A 16,314-nucleotide genomic window follows, 5' to 3' on the forward strand; every position below is an offset into this window, starting at 1 on the left:
GAACTGACATGAACTTAAGCGCTACTACAAAACCAAACCAAGCTGAAGTTGTCTATGTAGTGGATGATGACGAAGCGGTAAGAGATTCGCTTACGTGGCTCTTAGAAAGCAATGGTTATGTTGTACGGTGCCATGCCAGCGCCGAACGTTTCTTACAGTCTTTGCAAAGCACCGATAAGTCAACCATCTCTTGCGCCATTTTGGATGTGCGCATGCCTGGGATGTCAGGCCTTGAATTGCAAGAGCGCTTAACCAGCGAAAACCTACCAATGCCAGTTGCATTCATTACTGGTCACGGCGATGTATCGATGGCCGTCTCCACGATGAAGCGTGGCGCAGTGGATTTCATTGAAAAGCCTTTTAAAGAAAATGATCTGTGTGGTTTAGTGGATCGCATGCTTGCTAAAGCGCGCATCGATTATTCACAAGCCAGTCAACGCAAAATTACCCAGAGCTTACTCAGCAAGTTAACTGGTCGTGAGCGTCAAGTTCTTGAGCGCATTGTTGCAGGCCGCTTGAATAAACAAATTGCTGATGACCTCGGCATCTCAATTAAGACTGTTGAAGCACACCGCGCCAACATCATGGAAAAGCTCAACGTCAACACAGTTGCCGACCTACTCCGCCTGGCTTTGTCTGATCCCCAGCCTAATTAATTACCGGGGTTTTCTATGCCAGCTCAATTATTAGACGGAAACGCCCTTTCTAAAAAACTACGTACGGAAATTGCTGCACGTGGTGCAATCGTCACCGCCAAAGGCACCAGACCTGGTTTAGCAGTCATCGTGGTTGGCGACAACCCTGCCAGTGCGGTATATGTTCGCAACAAAGTAAAAGCCTGTGAAGACGTTGGCTTTCATTCTGTTTTAGAGCGCTATTCTGTAGAACTTGGCGAAGAAGAATTACTCGCGCGTATTGCCACTCTCAATGCGGATCCTGCAATACACGGGATCTTGGTGCAACTCCCGCTACCAGAGCACATTGCCTCTGAGCGCGTACTAGAAGCGATTGCTCCAGAAAAAGATGTGGATGGCTTTCATGTGGCTAATGCTGGCGCCTTGATGGTTGGTCAACCAGAATTCAAGCCTTGCACCCCTTATGGCTGCATGAAGATTCTTGAAAGCATTGATTACCCTATTCGTGGTGCTCGCGCTGTGATTGTTGGTGCCTCCAATATCGTGGGTAAGCCAATGGCGATGCTGCTATTACAAGCCGGAGCAACGGTCACCATTTGCAATAGCAAGACTCGTGACTTGGCACATCACACCAAGGATGCTGACATTTTGGTGGTTGCCACCGGTAAACCCAAAATGATTACCGGCGACATGGTGAAGAATGGTGCAGTTGTCATTGATGTGGGCATTAATCGCCTGCCTGATGGCAAACTCTGTGGCGACGTGGATTTTGATACGGCTAAATACATCGCCGGTTGGATTACCCCGGTTCCAGGTGGTGTTGGCCCGATGACCATCACCATGCTTCTCATGAATACCTTGGAAGCTGCTGAAAAGGCCGCCAAGCTCTGAGGAATTACTGGGACTTTTGGCAAAATTGCTCCCAGTCCATTAAGCTAGAGGGATGACTACATCCACATCTAGCTTCCTGAGCAGCACCCTCCCCGCAGAATTGCAAAATAATCCACTGACTACTTTTGGGCGCGGCATTGCTGCCTACGCCGAAGTCAAGCCTGAGCACATTGCACCAGCGATTGAATATTTACTCAAGCAAGCGCAAGATGCTGTGGATGTAGCAGTCAATCCAAGCACTCCATCTACTTGGGATGCCCTCGCTGAACCACTAGAAGATGCTACTGAATTTTTTGGTAGGTCTTGGGGCGTGATATCCCATCTCAATGGCGTTGCCGATACCCCGGAGTTGCGCGCTGCCTATGGCGAGATGCTACCTAAGGTCACCGCTTTCTTCTCAAGCCTTGGTCAAAATTTAGAGCTCTACAAAAAGTTTAAAGAACTCAGCAAAGCGCCTGACTTTTCAAAACTCAGCGCAGCTCAAAAGAAAGTCATTGAAAACTCCTTGCGAGATTTTCGTCTGGGTGGCGCAGAACTCAGTGATGCAGATAAGCCCCGCTTTTCACAAATTCAGGATGAGCAGGCAACCTTAGGTAAAGCATTTTCAGACCATGTCTTAGATGCTACCGATGGTTTTGTTCATCTAATCACTGATAAAGCTGATTTGGTAGGTTTGCCTGAGGACGCTATTGCAGCTGCTGCAGATACTGCCCAGCAGAAGAGTCTCCAGGGCTGGGCCTTTACTCTGCACTTCCCCTCTTACTACCCAGTCATGCAGTACTCAGAGAATCGGGCGCTGCGTCGCTTGATGTATGAAGCTTATGTCACCCGCGCTTCTGAACTGGCACCCCAATATGCCAAAGGTAAACTGGATTGGGACAATACTCAGAACATGCTCGATCAGTTAAGACTGCGCGATGAGGAAGCTCACATGCTAGGCTTCAACAACTATGCCGCACTGAGTTTGGCACCGAAGATGGCCAGCAGCGTTGATGAAGTTGACTCCTTTCTGACCAACTTCGCCCAGAAAGCAAAACCATTTGCATTAAAAGATTGGCAAGAGCTTTCTCAGTTTGCCAAGACCGAGCTATCTATTGCTGATGGATTGGAGCCATGGGATGTTGCTTTTGCATCCGAAAGATTGAAGCAAGAACGCTATTCCTTTTCGGAGAATGAGCTCAAGCAATACTTTCCTCTCCCTAAGGTGTTAGATGGTCTCTTCCAAGTTATTCAGACTCTGTTTGGCGTCAAGATTGAAGCGGCAGATTTGCCAACTTGGCATGCCGATGTGCAATCCTTTTCAGTGAAAAATGCCAAGGGTAATATCGTGGCCCACTTCTACCTGGATCCCTATGCTCGCCCTGGCAAGCGTGGCGGGGCTTGGATGGATGATGCCCGTGGTCGTAGAGTTTTACCTAATGGCGAAATCCAAGTGCCTGTTGCTTATTTGGTTTGCAACTTTGCGCCACCAGTCAAGGTCGATGGTGTGTTGCGTCAACCTACCATTACTCATGATGATGTCATCACCCTCTTCCATGAGAGTGGCCATGGTTTGCACCACCTTCTTACTCAAGTGAGCGCTTTAGGGGTTTCAGGTATCAATGGTGTTGAATGGGATGCGGTAGAGTTACCAAGTCAGTTCATGGAAAACTTCTGCTGGGAGTGGGAAGTGCTAGAAAAGATGACTGCGCACGCTGAAACTGGTAAGCCTCTTCCACGTGAATTATTTAACAAGATCCTCGCTGCCAAGAATTTTCAGAACGGTTATATGACGCTGCGTCAGATCGTCATGTCTCTCACCGACTGGCGCTTACATGCGAGCTTTGATGCGAAGAATGCTCAAGGTCACGCAGTATTAGACCTTTCCAGAGCGATTGCTGATCAATTCAACGTTATTCCACAACCAGCCATCTCTCGTTGGATCAATACCTTTAGTCATATCTTTGCTGGTGGTTATGCAGCTGGCTATTACAGCTATAAGTGGGCGGAAGTGTTATCTGCTGATGTCTACTCAGCTTTTGAGGAAGCAGCAAAACTCACTGGCAGCGTCTTAGATGAGAAAACAGGTGCTCGTTATCGTGAAGAGATTTTAGAGGTTGGTGGCAGTCGCCCCGCTGCTGAATCTTTTAAAGCCTTTAGAGGGAGAGAGCCAAGCATTGATGCCTTATTGCGTCATGGCGGATTAGCATAAGAGTGAAACCTAAAGCTCCAAATAAAAAACCCATCGCTATAGATGGGTTTTTTATTAGTAAGCTCCTGAATTAACTTGGGAGCTGGGCTGCTAGCTGACAATTATTTGGTGCCGGCTTACCTGCTAGTCGATCTTTAATCCAGGCCTGATATAGGGGTGCAGAGGCTCCAGGAGTTGTGAAATGAGACTGATCTCCTGGCAACTGAATCCGATTCACATTGCCTCCTAATTTACACATCTGCTCCTGATAGAGCTTACCCATAATTGGGGGATTTGTGGTGTCTTTATTTCCCCAATAGATTACTACGGGCGCAATGGGTTTCACAGGATTCACGCTGCCCTTGACCATCGCTTTTGTCCATTCCAGAGAATTGGTGAATTGATCTTTTAATAATATTTTGTATTGGCTGCTGTAATTGAAATTTAGTGTATCCGCCACAGTATGCATACATTTGTTTCGGATAACCTCATCAAGCACCTTAGCGCCGTCACTCGTAAAGATATCGGTGAGTTTTAGATTTGGATTACCAGCCCTCACACCCCACATACTCATTGCCATATGTGAAAAATCAAAAACATTGTCAGTGAACATCTTAACGATTCCACTTAATGATTTTTGTGCGTTCACTTCATCTGCTGTTGAATTGGGCATCATGATGGCAATATCATCTGGAGCCAAGGCAACCACGCCAACAAGCTCAATGCTATCGGCAATTGTTCCCTTTTTGGAGATGTATTCTGGCATGCTTGCTGCAGCAACTACAGCGCCACCACCCTGCGACCAACCATAGATAATCGTCTTCTTACCGGCGCCAGCCTCCTTTAAGGCACTAGCAGCTCTAGCCGAATCAATCATATCCATGGCATTGGTTGCCGCTAAAGCATATTGATGCTCGCCTCCACCACCCAGGCCTTGGTAATCCGTTGCAACTACTACATATCCATCTTTGATAAATTCTTCAATACTAGGGATGCCGTAATCCGTCCAAGAATTTCCGCCAACTAAAAAGTATTCATTGAGGGGTGCTGTTGGATTAAGAACTTGTGAAGGGCCGCAATTTTGTGCAGCGCCAGTAGTCCCATGCCCCCAAGCCATGATAGGCCTACCCTCTTTCGGTGGAGTGCCAATCGGGGCTACTACCAAGCCAGTAGCAAGATGCTTACGCCCGCCAACATCAGATGTGACGTAGGCAATCTTCCAAGCTTGAGCACCCTTAACAGACGTCTTAATTTTTTCCTTTTTCAGAATTTGTCCGAGCTTACCATCGGGACTCATTTTGATAACCTCATCATAAAAAGGAGGAACAGGCGGATCAGCATATACGGCAGTAGAAAGAATACTTAAAGCAGTGCCGAGCATTAAAATCAAAGTGGAAATAGGAGTCATTTTTTTCATAGCTTAAATGGGTAAGTTAGGATCCAAAAATATCATTAAAAAGTAAGATCGAGTGGGCAGCAATACATCCTATTTGCTTCGTTTATATTACTGAGCCTTGGTCGCTTTCTTGTTCGCGCGGCGCTCAAAGAAGGTTTCGATTTCAACGTAGAAGACCGGTACTAATGCCACCGCAAGGCAGGTAGAGGCAATCATGCCGCTAAATACGGTAATACCTAAGGAGATACGCGCTGCTGCACCTGCACCAGTAGATAGAAGCAAAGGCATGACACCCAAAATAAAGGCAATCGATGTCATGACAATTGGTCTAAAACGTTCTCTGGAAGCCTCTAGAGCAGCATCAACAAAACTCATGCCCTTGTGCCTACACTCAATAGCAACTTCAACAATCAAAATGGAGTTCTTACAAGACAGAGCAATCATTAACACGAGGCCAATCTGCACATAAATGTTATTTGACAGGCCCGTAAGCAATAAGGCCAATACCGTACCCGATAAAGACAACGGCACTGCAGTGAGAACTGCTAGAGGAGCAACCCATGTTTCATATTGCGCTGCGAGCACTAAGTACACCAACAAGATCGATAGCGCAAAGATTAAGATCACGGTATTACCTACCAAATTTTCTTGGTAGGACATGCCGGCCCACTGGTAAGTGACGCCATCTGGCAAAGATTTAGCAACATCTTCCAGGGCTTTCATGGCTTGTCCAGAACTATAACCATCATTGGCTGCCCCCAAGACAGCGGCTGACGGATAAAGCTGGAACTGGGATGCAAATGCAGGCCCAGTGGTATCTTTAACATCAATAAAAGATCCCAACGGAACCATATTGCCACTTCTATTTTTTACATAGAGACGGCTCACCTGATCTATCGCATTGCGATATTTGCCATCGGCCTGAACATACACTTGATAAGTTTGGCCGTATTTAAAGAATTGATTGACGTAAGAAGACCCCAAGTAGGATTGCAATACGTCATAAGCATCCCCAATATCGACCCCAAAAGTTTCGGCCCTGCCCACATTGAAGCTCAGTTGCAGCTGTGGCACATTGTTTTGAAATGGCGTAAAAATCGCCATTATCTCTGGATGTTTTTGCGCCTCACTAATGAAGGTCTTAGTAGCGGCATCGAGCTTAGCAAAATTATTACTGCCATCCGTCAGCATTAACCTCATCTCAAAACCGCCCGATAGACCCAATCCTGGAATAGCTGGCGGTAATAGCACGAAGGATTTTAGCTCTTGCACCTGCTTAAGCCCTTCGTTCATATTCATATAGATTTCTTTGAGGCTCTGGCCCTTACCTCGCTCTTCCCACTTCTTCATAATGACGTATAAGCCGCCCGCATTGGATTGGGAGCTGCTGTTGTTCAGCAAGTTAATGCCGCCGATTACCACAACCGTATCAACGCCAGGAACCCTCTTAATGACATCAACTGCTTTTTTCATACCCTCTTCAGTCCGCTGCAAAGAGGCTGCATCAGGCAAGGTAGTTGAAACCACCAAGTAGCCTTGGTCTTCGTTTGGAATAAAGCCAGATGGCACAAACATCAAGCCGATGAGAGAGGCGGCAATAATCGCAATGCCCACCGTCGATGCTTTAGCTCGATTCTTCATCAAGCCTTCAATCTTGTGTCCATACCAAGTTGCTAGGCGGTTGAAATACAAATCAAATTTTTGATAGAGCTTATTTTTAACCTTGTTAGGGTCAATCGGCTTGAGATACTGCGCTGACTGGGTTGGCTTCAGAGTAATCGCATTAATGCCGCTAATCAAAGCAGTTGCTGCAATCACCAAAGCAAACTGCCGATACATTTGTCCAGTAATACCAGCAATAAACGAGGCTGGAATAAACACGGCCATTAATACTAAGGTAATACCAATAATTGGACCCATCAAAGCAGTCATAGCATCAATTGCACCCTGCTTGGGGTCTTCACCCTCTTCTACCTTCTTAGAAACCGCTTCAACCACCACAATCGCATCATCTACAACAATACCGATACATAAAACGATCGCGAACAAGGTCAGCAAGTTGATAGAGAAGCCCAGTGCGGCCATACAAGCAAACGCACCAATAATCGTGACAGGCACCGTTGTTGCAGGCACCAATGTGGCGCGCCAGTTCTGCAAGAAAATCATGATTACGAGAAGAACTAAGATGCCCGCCTCGTAAAGCGTTTTATAAACCTCATGAATTGAAGCTTTAACAAACATCGTGGTGTCAAATGGAATGGACCAAGTAACACCTTTTGGCAACGTCTTAGCAATACTACTCATCTCATCTTGAACTGCTTGAGCCGTAGCAATCGCATTGGCACCCGGCATTTGGTAAATGGCTATGCCACCTGCAGGCCTGTCATCAATCTTGAAGAATTGACTGTAGTTCTGACTACCCATTTCTATTCTGGCAATATCACGCAAGTACGTGATTTCAGCCTTGTTACCAGCCTTGACAACAATTCTGCCGAACTGCTCGGGGGTTGTCATGGCACTGGTGACATTAAGCGTCAACTGAAAATCTTGACCTATCGGTGTGGGCGGGGCACCAATTTGACCTGCTGTTAGCAAGACGTTTTGCTTATTAATAACGGCAATGACATCATTTGGCGTCAGATTGCGCATCTTGAGTTGGGCTGGGTCAAGCCAAACCCGCATACTGTAATTACCCACCCCAAAGACATTGGCAGCAGCTACGCCTGGCAATCGCGCTAAGCGCTGTTGCAACTTTAAGTTAGCCAGGTTACTTAAAAATAAGCCGTCATGATCTGGGTTGGATGAAGTGAGGGTAACGAACTGCAGAATGGCAGTTGACTGTGTTTTAGTTGTGACGCCCTGCTTTTGAACTGCCTGTGGCAAGGAAGGCAGCGCAATAGCCACTCGGTTTTGTACATTGACCTGTGCCAAATCGGGATCTGTGCCGACCTTAAAAGTAACAGTAAGGGTGTAGTTTCCGTCATTGGTAGATGCGGACTCCATATAGAGCATGCCATCGACACCATTGACCTGAGTTTCAATATTACTAGCTACCAATTGTTGTACAAGTGTGGCGCTTGCTCCTGGATATCGTGCTGTTACCTGAATCGTGGGCGGAACAATATTAGGGTACTGAGCAATTGGCAAACTATTTATAGATACCGCCCCAATCAATAGCATGATCAGGGCAATCACATTAGCCAGTACCGGCCGTTCGATAAAAAATTTAGAGAGCATGATTATCGAGCTAGCATTGCCTCAAGCGTGACCTCAGTTGGCTGGGCGGCTTGATTAATACTTAGATTAATAAACCCATTAATAACCACCTTGCTAGTGGCGGTCAATCCCTTGCTAATCTCAACATATTTCTCAAAGCGCTGACCCAAGCTAATGTCTTGACGTTGTGCACGCATGGCGCCATCCAAGACAAAAACATAATCACCCACCTGATCAGTCATGACTGCAGTCTTGGGTAGCAGCAAAGCCTGCCTCGGAGGTCCATATTGAGCCATGACTCGAGCATATAAACCAGGGATTAACTCGTACTTCTCATTTTTAAAGATAGCCCTCAACTGCAAGGACCCAGTCTCTGTAGAAATCAAATTGGCAGCGTAATCCAAGACGCCCTCAAAAGGATATCCAACTTCACCCTGAAGACCTGCATAGATGGGCAAGCTATTTACTTCAGACTTACGTTCTGCGTTTGAATCTTGACCTTTTTGAAACTTTAAGTAATCCCTCTCATTAATAGAGAAGTAAACATAGATTGGTGAGATCTGCTGAATAGTGGAGAGTTGAACACCTTTTGTAGTGCTATCTAAATAGGTGCCTACATCCAATAAGTGCCTTCCCATAAGGCCATCAAAAGGGGCTCTGATTTCGGTATAGCCCAAATTAATCTTTGCGAGGGTTAAATTAGCTTCCGATTGCTGAAATTGGGATAAAGCTTTATCAACAGCAGCCTGAGAAGTTGCATTTTCTTTCAGCAAAGATTTCTGACGACCATACTCAAGCTTCGCTTCGGTATAAATTGCCTGCTTTAATTTCACCTCTTGTATGTATTGGTCTTGCTCAATGACAAACAGAAGATCGCCCTTCTTCACCATCGCTCCGTCAGCAAAACCAATCTTAGTAAGGTAGCCCTTAACGCGTGCATCCAAGTTCACCGTGAGGTATGGGTCCACCAGACCATCAAAGGTCGCAAAACTGCGGATCTCCTGAGACAGTGGTTGAGCAGTTGTCACTGGAATTGGGGTCTGCTTAATCTCTTTGCCACAAGACTTCAAACAAATCAGCGCAATCAAAGAAACGAGAACGAATAAAGAAACCCCAATTGTCCGTGGTGAAAGTTTCTTCTTGAGAATAGGAATCTCAACCGTGCTTAGCTTTACTAGGAATGCATTCCATTTTCCCAGGAGTGAGCTCCATAGAGTCAAAAGTTTGCCCCACAAGGGCATCAGCAAAGGTTTGGCTTTTATTAATAGATCTTTCATGGCGCAGCACTTCCCTGGGTCGGCGGAGTCGTTGTATTTGAAGGTGTATTTAAAGTGGCCGGCACTGTAGTTTGTGTGGGCTTTAATGGATCAGGAGCATCTACCAAAAACTTGCTAGCCTTCACCGTTAGTGGATCACCTGTCCTAGTGAGGACAGAACCCCAATCTGTTCGGTCGGTCATATCGGCAACCATCTGATCAGGCAACTTAGGAGGAGTCATGTCCGCAGTCCAACCGCCACCAAGCGCTTTAAATGCGCCTACATATCCGATGAGTTCGTTTGATGAAGTTTGGACTAGGGAGTTTTGGATATTTAATAGATTCTGCTGTGCAGTGATCACCGTGGTGTAATCATTCTGACCCGCCTTATAACGCTCAAGAGCTAAATCTGCGGCACTTTGCGCCGCAACCACACCGCGAGTTAAATCCTCTTTTGAACTTTTAGTGGTCGAGATAGTAATGAGCGAATCTTCAACCTCCTTCTGAGCATTTAAGACTTGATTTTGGTAGGCCAACAGACTCTGCTGGAAAATAGCATCCTGCACGCGGACTTGATCCACAATTGCGCCTCTATAAAACAGCGGCAAGGAAATTCCAGCGTTTACCCCAGAAGAGTTATTGCCCCAACTAAATAAATTGGCGGAGGATAAAGTTCCGTAATTTGATGTGGCAAAGCCAAAGATGCCTCCCAAGGTAAATGTTGGAAACAGTTGCGCCTTACTTACACCAATCAAGGCAGATTTAGATGCAGCATCAAATTCAGCCTGCAGGACATCTGGACGGCGACGTAAAAGATCTCTTGGCATACCAACTCCAAGCACAGATGGAGGCTTGAGACTTCCCTTAGTGTTTCCATAAGTCTTTTCATAGTAGTCAGGAGGCTCACCCAGCAAAATACTCATGGCATGCTGGTTTTTCTTTAAATTCGCGATCAAAGCCGGAATCTGGGCCTTCGTCTGCTCATACTGGGCTTGCGCCTGACTCAGATCCAACATCGAGGTGGCACCGTATTTAAAGCGCGCACCTGCAATACGCAAACTTTCTTTTTGCAAAGCTAGATTGGTTTTAGCAACCATGATCAGCTCTTCATAGTTGCGGATATTGATGTAAGTATTCGCAACATCCGCAGTTAAAGATACGTCTGCCGAGTAGAAGGCTGCAACCCCAGATAAATAGGAGCTTAATGAGCTCTGAATTCCACGGCGATTCTTCCCCCAAAAATCTAACTCCCAACTCACCTGCACCAAAGCATTTTTAGAGACCAAATTATTAGAATCATTAATCGCTTCTTGAATTGCACTATTGCGGGTATTGGAATACGAAGCACTTAAATTGGCGGATGGCAATAATGCGGCATCGCTCACGCCAAGTTGGGCCTGCAGTTGGTATATCCGCAGCGCAGTTTGTTGCAAAGTAAGGTTTTGCGCAGTAGCTTGCTTTAGCAAGGCATTGAGCGTCGGGTCATTAAAGCTTTTCCACCACTCTACTGGGTCCAGAATCTTGTTTGAGTTTTCACCCAAAGATTCGGTAAATTCTGTTTGAGCTGTTGATTTATATTGATCTACCGCCTTAACAGGTGGTCTTGCAAAATCTGGGCCCACCATCGTGCAACCGGCAAGAATCAAGGCGCCAGAAATAATTAGTGCATGAGAAATAATGTTTCTATGTAATGGCATTCAAGCGCTTAATTTTTAAACTGATTGCTTCATCTAAGAGCGGAAATTATCGATACTAATCATAAGGATAAAGCAAGATTCAGAATGCCGGGCTAGTGTAAGCCCTAGGCTTTCGGATTAAGACTTTTGGATCTGCGCAATCACTGGAGTATGGTCTGAAGGCTGTTCCCAGGCTCTTGGCTCTTTGTCTACCATGCTGGCACTACATTTATCCTTGAGTGCTTCGCTCAGCAAGATGTGATCAATCCGCATACCGGCGTTTCTTCTGAAACCCATCATGCGGTAATCCCACCAACTAAAGGTCTTTGGCGCCTGCTCAAACATTCTGAATGAATCATGAAACCCAAGCTTGATGAGATCTTGAAAGGCTTCGCGCTCTGGTGGTGAAACGAGATTCTGCCCTTCCCATGCTTTAGGATCATGCACATCTTGATCTGCGGGAGCAATATTGAAGTCACCTAAAAGTGCTAATCGTTCGCTCTGTTGGAGCTCTTCTGTTAACCAAGTTTTCAATGCCTTCAACCAACCTAGTTTGTATTGAAACTTATCGCTATCTGGCGATTGCCCATTTGGAAAATACGCTGATACGAGTCTCATCGGTTTCGTACCAGCAAAGCAAACTGTCGCCGCGAGAATGCGCTGCTGCTCATCTTCGTAGTTGGGTATGTTTCTAGTGGGCTTCAGAAAGGCTGTTTCCATATCTGAAGCGATAGGTGCGAGTGCCGCTTTACGCAAGATGATCGCAACGCCGTTATAAGTCTTTTGACCAGCAGCCAAACTGAGGTAACCCGCATCTTCAAGCTCTTTATGGGGGTACTTATCATCCGTGAGCTTAAGCTCTTGCAAGCAGAGCGCATCAATCGGTTGTTTCTTGCTTTCTTGATCTTGCAACCAACGAAGCACTTGTGGAAGGCGAACCTTTAAGGAGTTCACATTCCACGCAGCTATTCGAATCGAATCAGTCATCAATACCGAGCTCTTGCAACTTACGGGTAATCGTATTTCGGCCAATACCTAGACGCTGGGCAGCCTCTACTCTTCTGCCACGAGTAACTTCTAAAGCTGCCTGCAATACTGCCCTTTCAAAACGTGCGGTCAAGGCATCAAAAACTTCTTTATCGCCATCTTGCAACATCTTGACAGCTAGACGTCCTAAACCATTCTCCCAGTCACCTACAGCAACCTTGGCAGCAACGGGATTGCTTGGCGAAGACTCGCCGTGAATAACGATGGGTTGTTCACTCGTTTCTGAAACAATATCAGCCGGGAGATCGCTTACGCCGATTACGTTTGCAGACGTCATCACCGTTAACCAGTGGCATAAGTTCTCTAATTGACGTACATTTCCCGGAAATGGCATTGCGCTCATTTCTTTTAAGACTTCATCGGACAATTTTTTAGGTTCAACGCCCAAAGACTTCGCGCAGCTCAACATGAAATGTCTAGCTAACATTGGAATGTCTTCACTACGCTCATGTAATGAAGGCATGCGCAAACGAATCACATTCAACCGATGCAACAAGTCTTCACGGAAGAAACCAGCGGTGACTCTTGCATCTAGATTTTGATGTGTCGAAGCAATGATCCGAACATTTGCCTTAATCGGGTCTTGTCCACCGATGCGATAAAAATGTCCGTCAGTCAGAACGCGCAGTAAACGGGTTTGTAGATCAAAAGGTAAGTCACCTACCTCACCTAAAAATAGAGTACCGCCGTCAGCCTGCTCAAAACGACCTCGACGCAAAGTCTGCGCACCTGGGAAAGCACCGCGCTCATGACCAAATAACTCCGACTCCAATAAATCCTTTGGCACAGCCGAAGTACTTAATGAGACAAATGGCCCTTTGGCGCATGGACTGTGCTTATGCAGGGCGTGGGCAACCAACTCTTTACCAGTGCCGGACTCTCCAGTAATCAGGACTGTGGCGTTAGATTGCGCTAAGCGCCCAATGGCACGAAAAATTTCCTGCATTGCTGGTGCTTGACCAATAATCTCAGTGGCGTCTTGTCTCCACGCAGTTAACTCTTTCGCACCAGAGTCATTGCGGATGCCCTGCTCTACCGCACGATGAATTAATTCAATCGCCTTTTCGACATCAAAAGGTTTGGTGAGATATTCAAATGCACCACCTTGAAATGAAGAGACAGCGGAGTCCAAATCAGAATACGCCGTCATGATGATGACTGGTAAATTCGGATGACTTGCCTTCACGTGCTGCAATAAATCCAAGCCGTTGCCACGCGGCATACGAATATCGGAGATCAGCACCTGTGGAGCTTCTTTTTCTAGGGCATTCAGAACGTCATTTGGATTAGAGAAACTCTTGTGCGGAATATTTTCACGCGCTAGAGCTTTTTCTAAGACCCAACGAATAGATTGATCATCGTCAACGATCCAAATTGGTTTCATGATGCTTTCTCCTGCCTACGATATGGAATTTGAATATGAAAATCGGTGCGTCCTGGACGACTATTGCAAGCAATAGACCCCTGGTGTTGCTGAACAAAGGTTTGCGCTAGGGTAAGACCAAGCCCACTGCCACCCTCTCTTCCCGAAACTAATGGGAAGAAGATGCGCTCAATAATTTCTTCTGGAATGCCAGGGCCGTTGTCAATCACATGCAGATCCATCGCTAATTTGTAGCGATGCTTTGCAATCGTGACCGAACGTGCCACGCGGGTCTTCAGCTCAATTTGTGCAATGCCACTGCTAATCTCTTCAGAAAGCGCTTGTGCAGCGTTATGCACAATATTTAAGGTTGCCTGAATCAATTGCTCTCGGTCGCCTAAGACATCGGGCAGACTTGTATCGTAGTTACGAATAATTCGTAAACCCTTTGGAAACTCTGCTAAGACTAGACTACGCACGCGCTCTAATGCTTCGTGCACATTGAAGGATTCCATCACATGCGCCTTGCGATGCGGCGCTAAGAGACGATCAACCAAAGTCTGCAGGCGATCTGACTCTTTAATAATGACTTGCGTGTACTCGCGCAAGCCTTTGTCTGGTAACTCAAACTCTAATAGCTGCGCTGCCCCACGAATACCGCCCAATGGGTTTTTAATCTCATGCGCCAAATTACGCATCAATTGTTTATTTGCTTCAACTTGCTGTGTCACACGTTCATCGCGCTCACTCCGCAACTGTTGATCGATCGGAAACCACTCCATCATGATCAGCGCGGGATCCTCCAAAGCTGCAACCACTACATGCGCTGGAGTGGAATCTTGATGAATGCTGCCCGGCAATGAATGCAAGACCATTTCTTGGCGTTGGGCCAATACATGACCCTGTTTCACCTCAGAAATCATGTCACTTAATGCTACGTTGTCACCAAATAAGTTGTGCACAGATTGACCCTCAAGTGATTTACGCGAGAGGTCCAAGGCTGACTCAGCAGCCGGGTTCACGTACACCAATTGTTGGTTCTCAGCCTCAAATACCACGATGGCATTGGGCATCTGATCAAGCAATGTCGGAAAAAAAGGAGCAGCCGTAGCTGCTCCCTTGAACGAATTGCGCAACAGACCTGCGCTCAAGTTCTCTCCTTCGCTTACAGGGAGTAGTACATATCAAATTCGATTGGATGAGTAGTCATACGGAAACGTGTGACGTCTTCCATCTTCAAATTGATATATGCATCAATCATAGATTCAGTAAATACTCCACCGCGAGTTAAGAACTCGTGATCTTTCTTCAATGCGTCCAATGCCTCTTCCAAGCTTGCGCAAACGGTTGGGATCTTTGCATCTTCTTCTGGTGGCAAGTCATACAAGTTCTTGTCCGCAGCTTCGCCTGGATGAATCTTGTTCTGTACGCCATCCAAACCAGCCATCAGCAATGCTGAGAAGCAGAGGTATGGGTTAGCCAATGGATCTGGGAAACGAGTCTCAATACGACGACCCTTAGGATTTGGAACGTGTGGAATACGGATTGAAGCAGAACGGTTACGTGCTGAGTAAGCCAATTTCACTGGAGCCTCAAAGCCTGGAACCAAACGCTTGTATGAGTTTGTACCTGGGTTGGTAATTGCATTCAATGCTTTAGCGTGCTTGATGATGCCGCCAATGTAGAACAATGCAAACTCTGACAAACCTGCATAACCGTTACCAGCAAACAAGTTCTCACCGTTCTTCCAAACGGATTGGTGTACGTGCATACCAGAACCGTTATCGCCAACTACTGGCTTAGGCATGAAAGTTGCTGTCTTGCCATAAGCATGAGCAACGTTATGAATGACATACTTCTGCCAGATAGTCCAGTCAGCGCGTTGAGTCAATGTGCTGAACTTAGTACCCAATTCGTTTTGGCCTTGGCCAGCAACTTCATGGTGATGAACTTCAACTGGAATGCCCAATGACTCAAGAATCAAGCACATTTCAGAACGCATATCTTGGAATGTATCTACAGGAGCAACTGGGAAGTAACCGCCTTTTTTACCTGGACGGTGACCAGTGTTACCACCTTCGATTTCTGCACCAGATGACCATGGAGCTTCTTCGGAATCAATCTTCACGAAGCAACCCTGCATATCGGCACCCCAACGCACGCCGTCAAAAATGAAGAACTCTGGCTCTGGACCAAAGTAAGCGGCATCACCTAAGCCGGTGCTCTTCAAATACGCTTCAGCGCGCTTAGCGATAGAACGTGGGTCACGGTCGTAACCTTTGCCATCAGCTGGCTCAATAACGTCACATGTGAGAACCAAAGTTGGCTCTTCATAGAATGGATCGATGTATGCAGCTGTTGGATCTGGCTTGAGCAACATATCTGAAGCTTCAATACCCTTCCAACCAGCAATAGATGAGCCGTCAAATGCATGACCGCTTTCAAACTTGTCTTCGTCAAAAGCAGAGATAGGCACTGTCGTGTGCTGTTCTTTACCCTTTGTATCCACAAAGCGGAAATCAACGAAAGTACATTCTTTTTCTTTAACTAACTTCATCACATCAGCGACGGTCTTCGTCATGCAAATCTCCTCTATTAACTAAATTGGGAATCAAAACTCAAGGTATACACCCTTGTCTATTCCAGGCATCAAACATGCCTAAT

The 16,314-nt window shown here is 46.3% G+C and carries 11 protein-coding genes; 3 read left to right on the forward strand and 8 right to left on the reverse strand.

Going from position 1 to position 16,314, the window contains the following annotated elements; all coding sequences use genetic code 11:
* Window positions 1–8 precede the first annotated feature (8 nt).
* From ICN34_RS09965 to ICN34_RS09975, 3 genes are read left to right on the forward strand one after another with little or no spacing between them, the layout of a single operon-like run.
* Window positions 9–656, forward strand: coding sequence for a response regulator transcription factor (locus ICN34_RS09965; RefSeq protein ID WP_216122388.1), 648 nt, complete (start codon window positions 9–11; stop codon window positions 654–656).
* Between the two features lie 15 nt (window positions 657–671).
* Complete coding sequence (gene folD / locus ICN34_RS09970) at window positions 672–1,526, forward strand: bifunctional methylenetetrahydrofolate dehydrogenase/methenyltetrahydrofolate cyclohydrolase FolD (protein ID WP_072582209.1); 855 nt, start codon at window positions 672–674, stop codon at window positions 1,524–1,526.
* Window positions 1,527–1,578: 52 nt separating this feature from the next.
* Window positions 1,579–3,717, forward strand: a complete 2,139-nt coding sequence (locus ICN34_RS09975; protein ID WP_216122391.1) for a M3 family metallopeptidase — start codon at window positions 1,579–1,581, stop codon at window positions 3,715–3,717.
* A 70-nt stretch (window positions 3,718–3,787) separates the two neighbouring features.
* On the opposite strand, the gene ICN34_RS09980 is transcribed toward ICN34_RS09975, so the two are convergent.
* From ICN34_RS09980 to glnA, 8 genes are all read right to left on the reverse strand, one after another.
* On the reverse strand, window positions 3,788–5,104 hold the full coding sequence (locus ICN34_RS09980) for a lipase family protein (protein WP_255538639.1): 1,317 nt from the start codon (window positions 5,102–5,104) through the stop codon (window positions 3,788–3,790).
* A 96-nt stretch (window positions 5,105–5,200) separates the two neighbouring features.
* Complete coding sequence (locus ICN34_RS09985) at window positions 5,201–8,329, reverse strand: efflux RND transporter permease subunit (protein WP_216122395.1); 3,129 nt, start codon at window positions 8,327–8,329, stop codon at window positions 5,201–5,203.
* 2 nt (window positions 8,330–8,331) lie between these two features.
* Window positions 8,332–9,585, reverse strand: coding sequence for an efflux RND transporter periplasmic adaptor subunit (locus tag ICN34_RS09990; protein ID WP_216122397.1), 1,254 nt, complete (start codon window positions 9,583–9,585; stop codon window positions 8,332–8,334).
* A complete protein-coding gene (locus tag ICN34_RS09995) occupies window positions 9,582–11,261 on the reverse strand; it encodes an efflux transporter outer membrane subunit (protein WP_216122399.1) in 1,680 nt (559 codons plus the stop codon). The genes ICN34_RS09990 and ICN34_RS09995 overlap by 4 nt, the downstream gene beginning before the upstream one ends.
* 117 nt (window positions 11,262–11,378) lie before the next feature.
* The gene (xth, locus tag ICN34_RS10000) at window positions 11,379–12,227 is read right to left on the reverse strand and encodes an exodeoxyribonuclease III (protein WP_216122401.1); all 849 of its coding nucleotides are present in this window, start codon (window positions 12,225–12,227) and stop codon (window positions 11,379–11,381) included.
* Window positions 12,220–13,671: a nitrogen regulation protein NR(I) gene (ntrC, locus tag ICN34_RS10005; RefSeq protein WP_072582202.1), complete on the reverse strand. Its 1,452-nt coding sequence runs from the start codon at window positions 13,669–13,671 to the stop codon at window positions 12,220–12,222. The genes xth and ntrC overlap by 8 nt, the downstream gene beginning before the upstream one ends.
* Window positions 13,668–14,789 carry a nitrogen regulation protein NR(II) gene (gene glnL / locus ICN34_RS10010; RefSeq protein ID WP_370624014.1) on the reverse strand — a complete coding sequence of 374 codons (1,122 nt, stop codon included), beginning with the start codon at window positions 14,787–14,789 and terminating at the stop codon, window positions 13,668–13,670. The genes ntrC and glnL overlap by 4 nt, the downstream gene beginning before the upstream one ends.
* Window positions 14,790–14,815: 26 nt before the next feature.
* The gene (gene glnA, locus ICN34_RS10015) at window positions 14,816–16,231 is read right to left on the reverse strand and encodes a type I glutamate--ammonia ligase (RefSeq protein ID WP_215321863.1); all 1,416 of its coding nucleotides are present in this window, start codon (window positions 16,229–16,231) and stop codon (window positions 14,816–14,818) included.
* Window positions 16,232–16,314 lie beyond the last annotated feature (83 nt).

This window comes from Polynucleobacter sp. Tro8-14-1 (assembly GCF_018881655.1).
GTDB lineage: Bacteria > Pseudomonadota > Gammaproteobacteria > Burkholderiales > Burkholderiaceae > Polynucleobacter.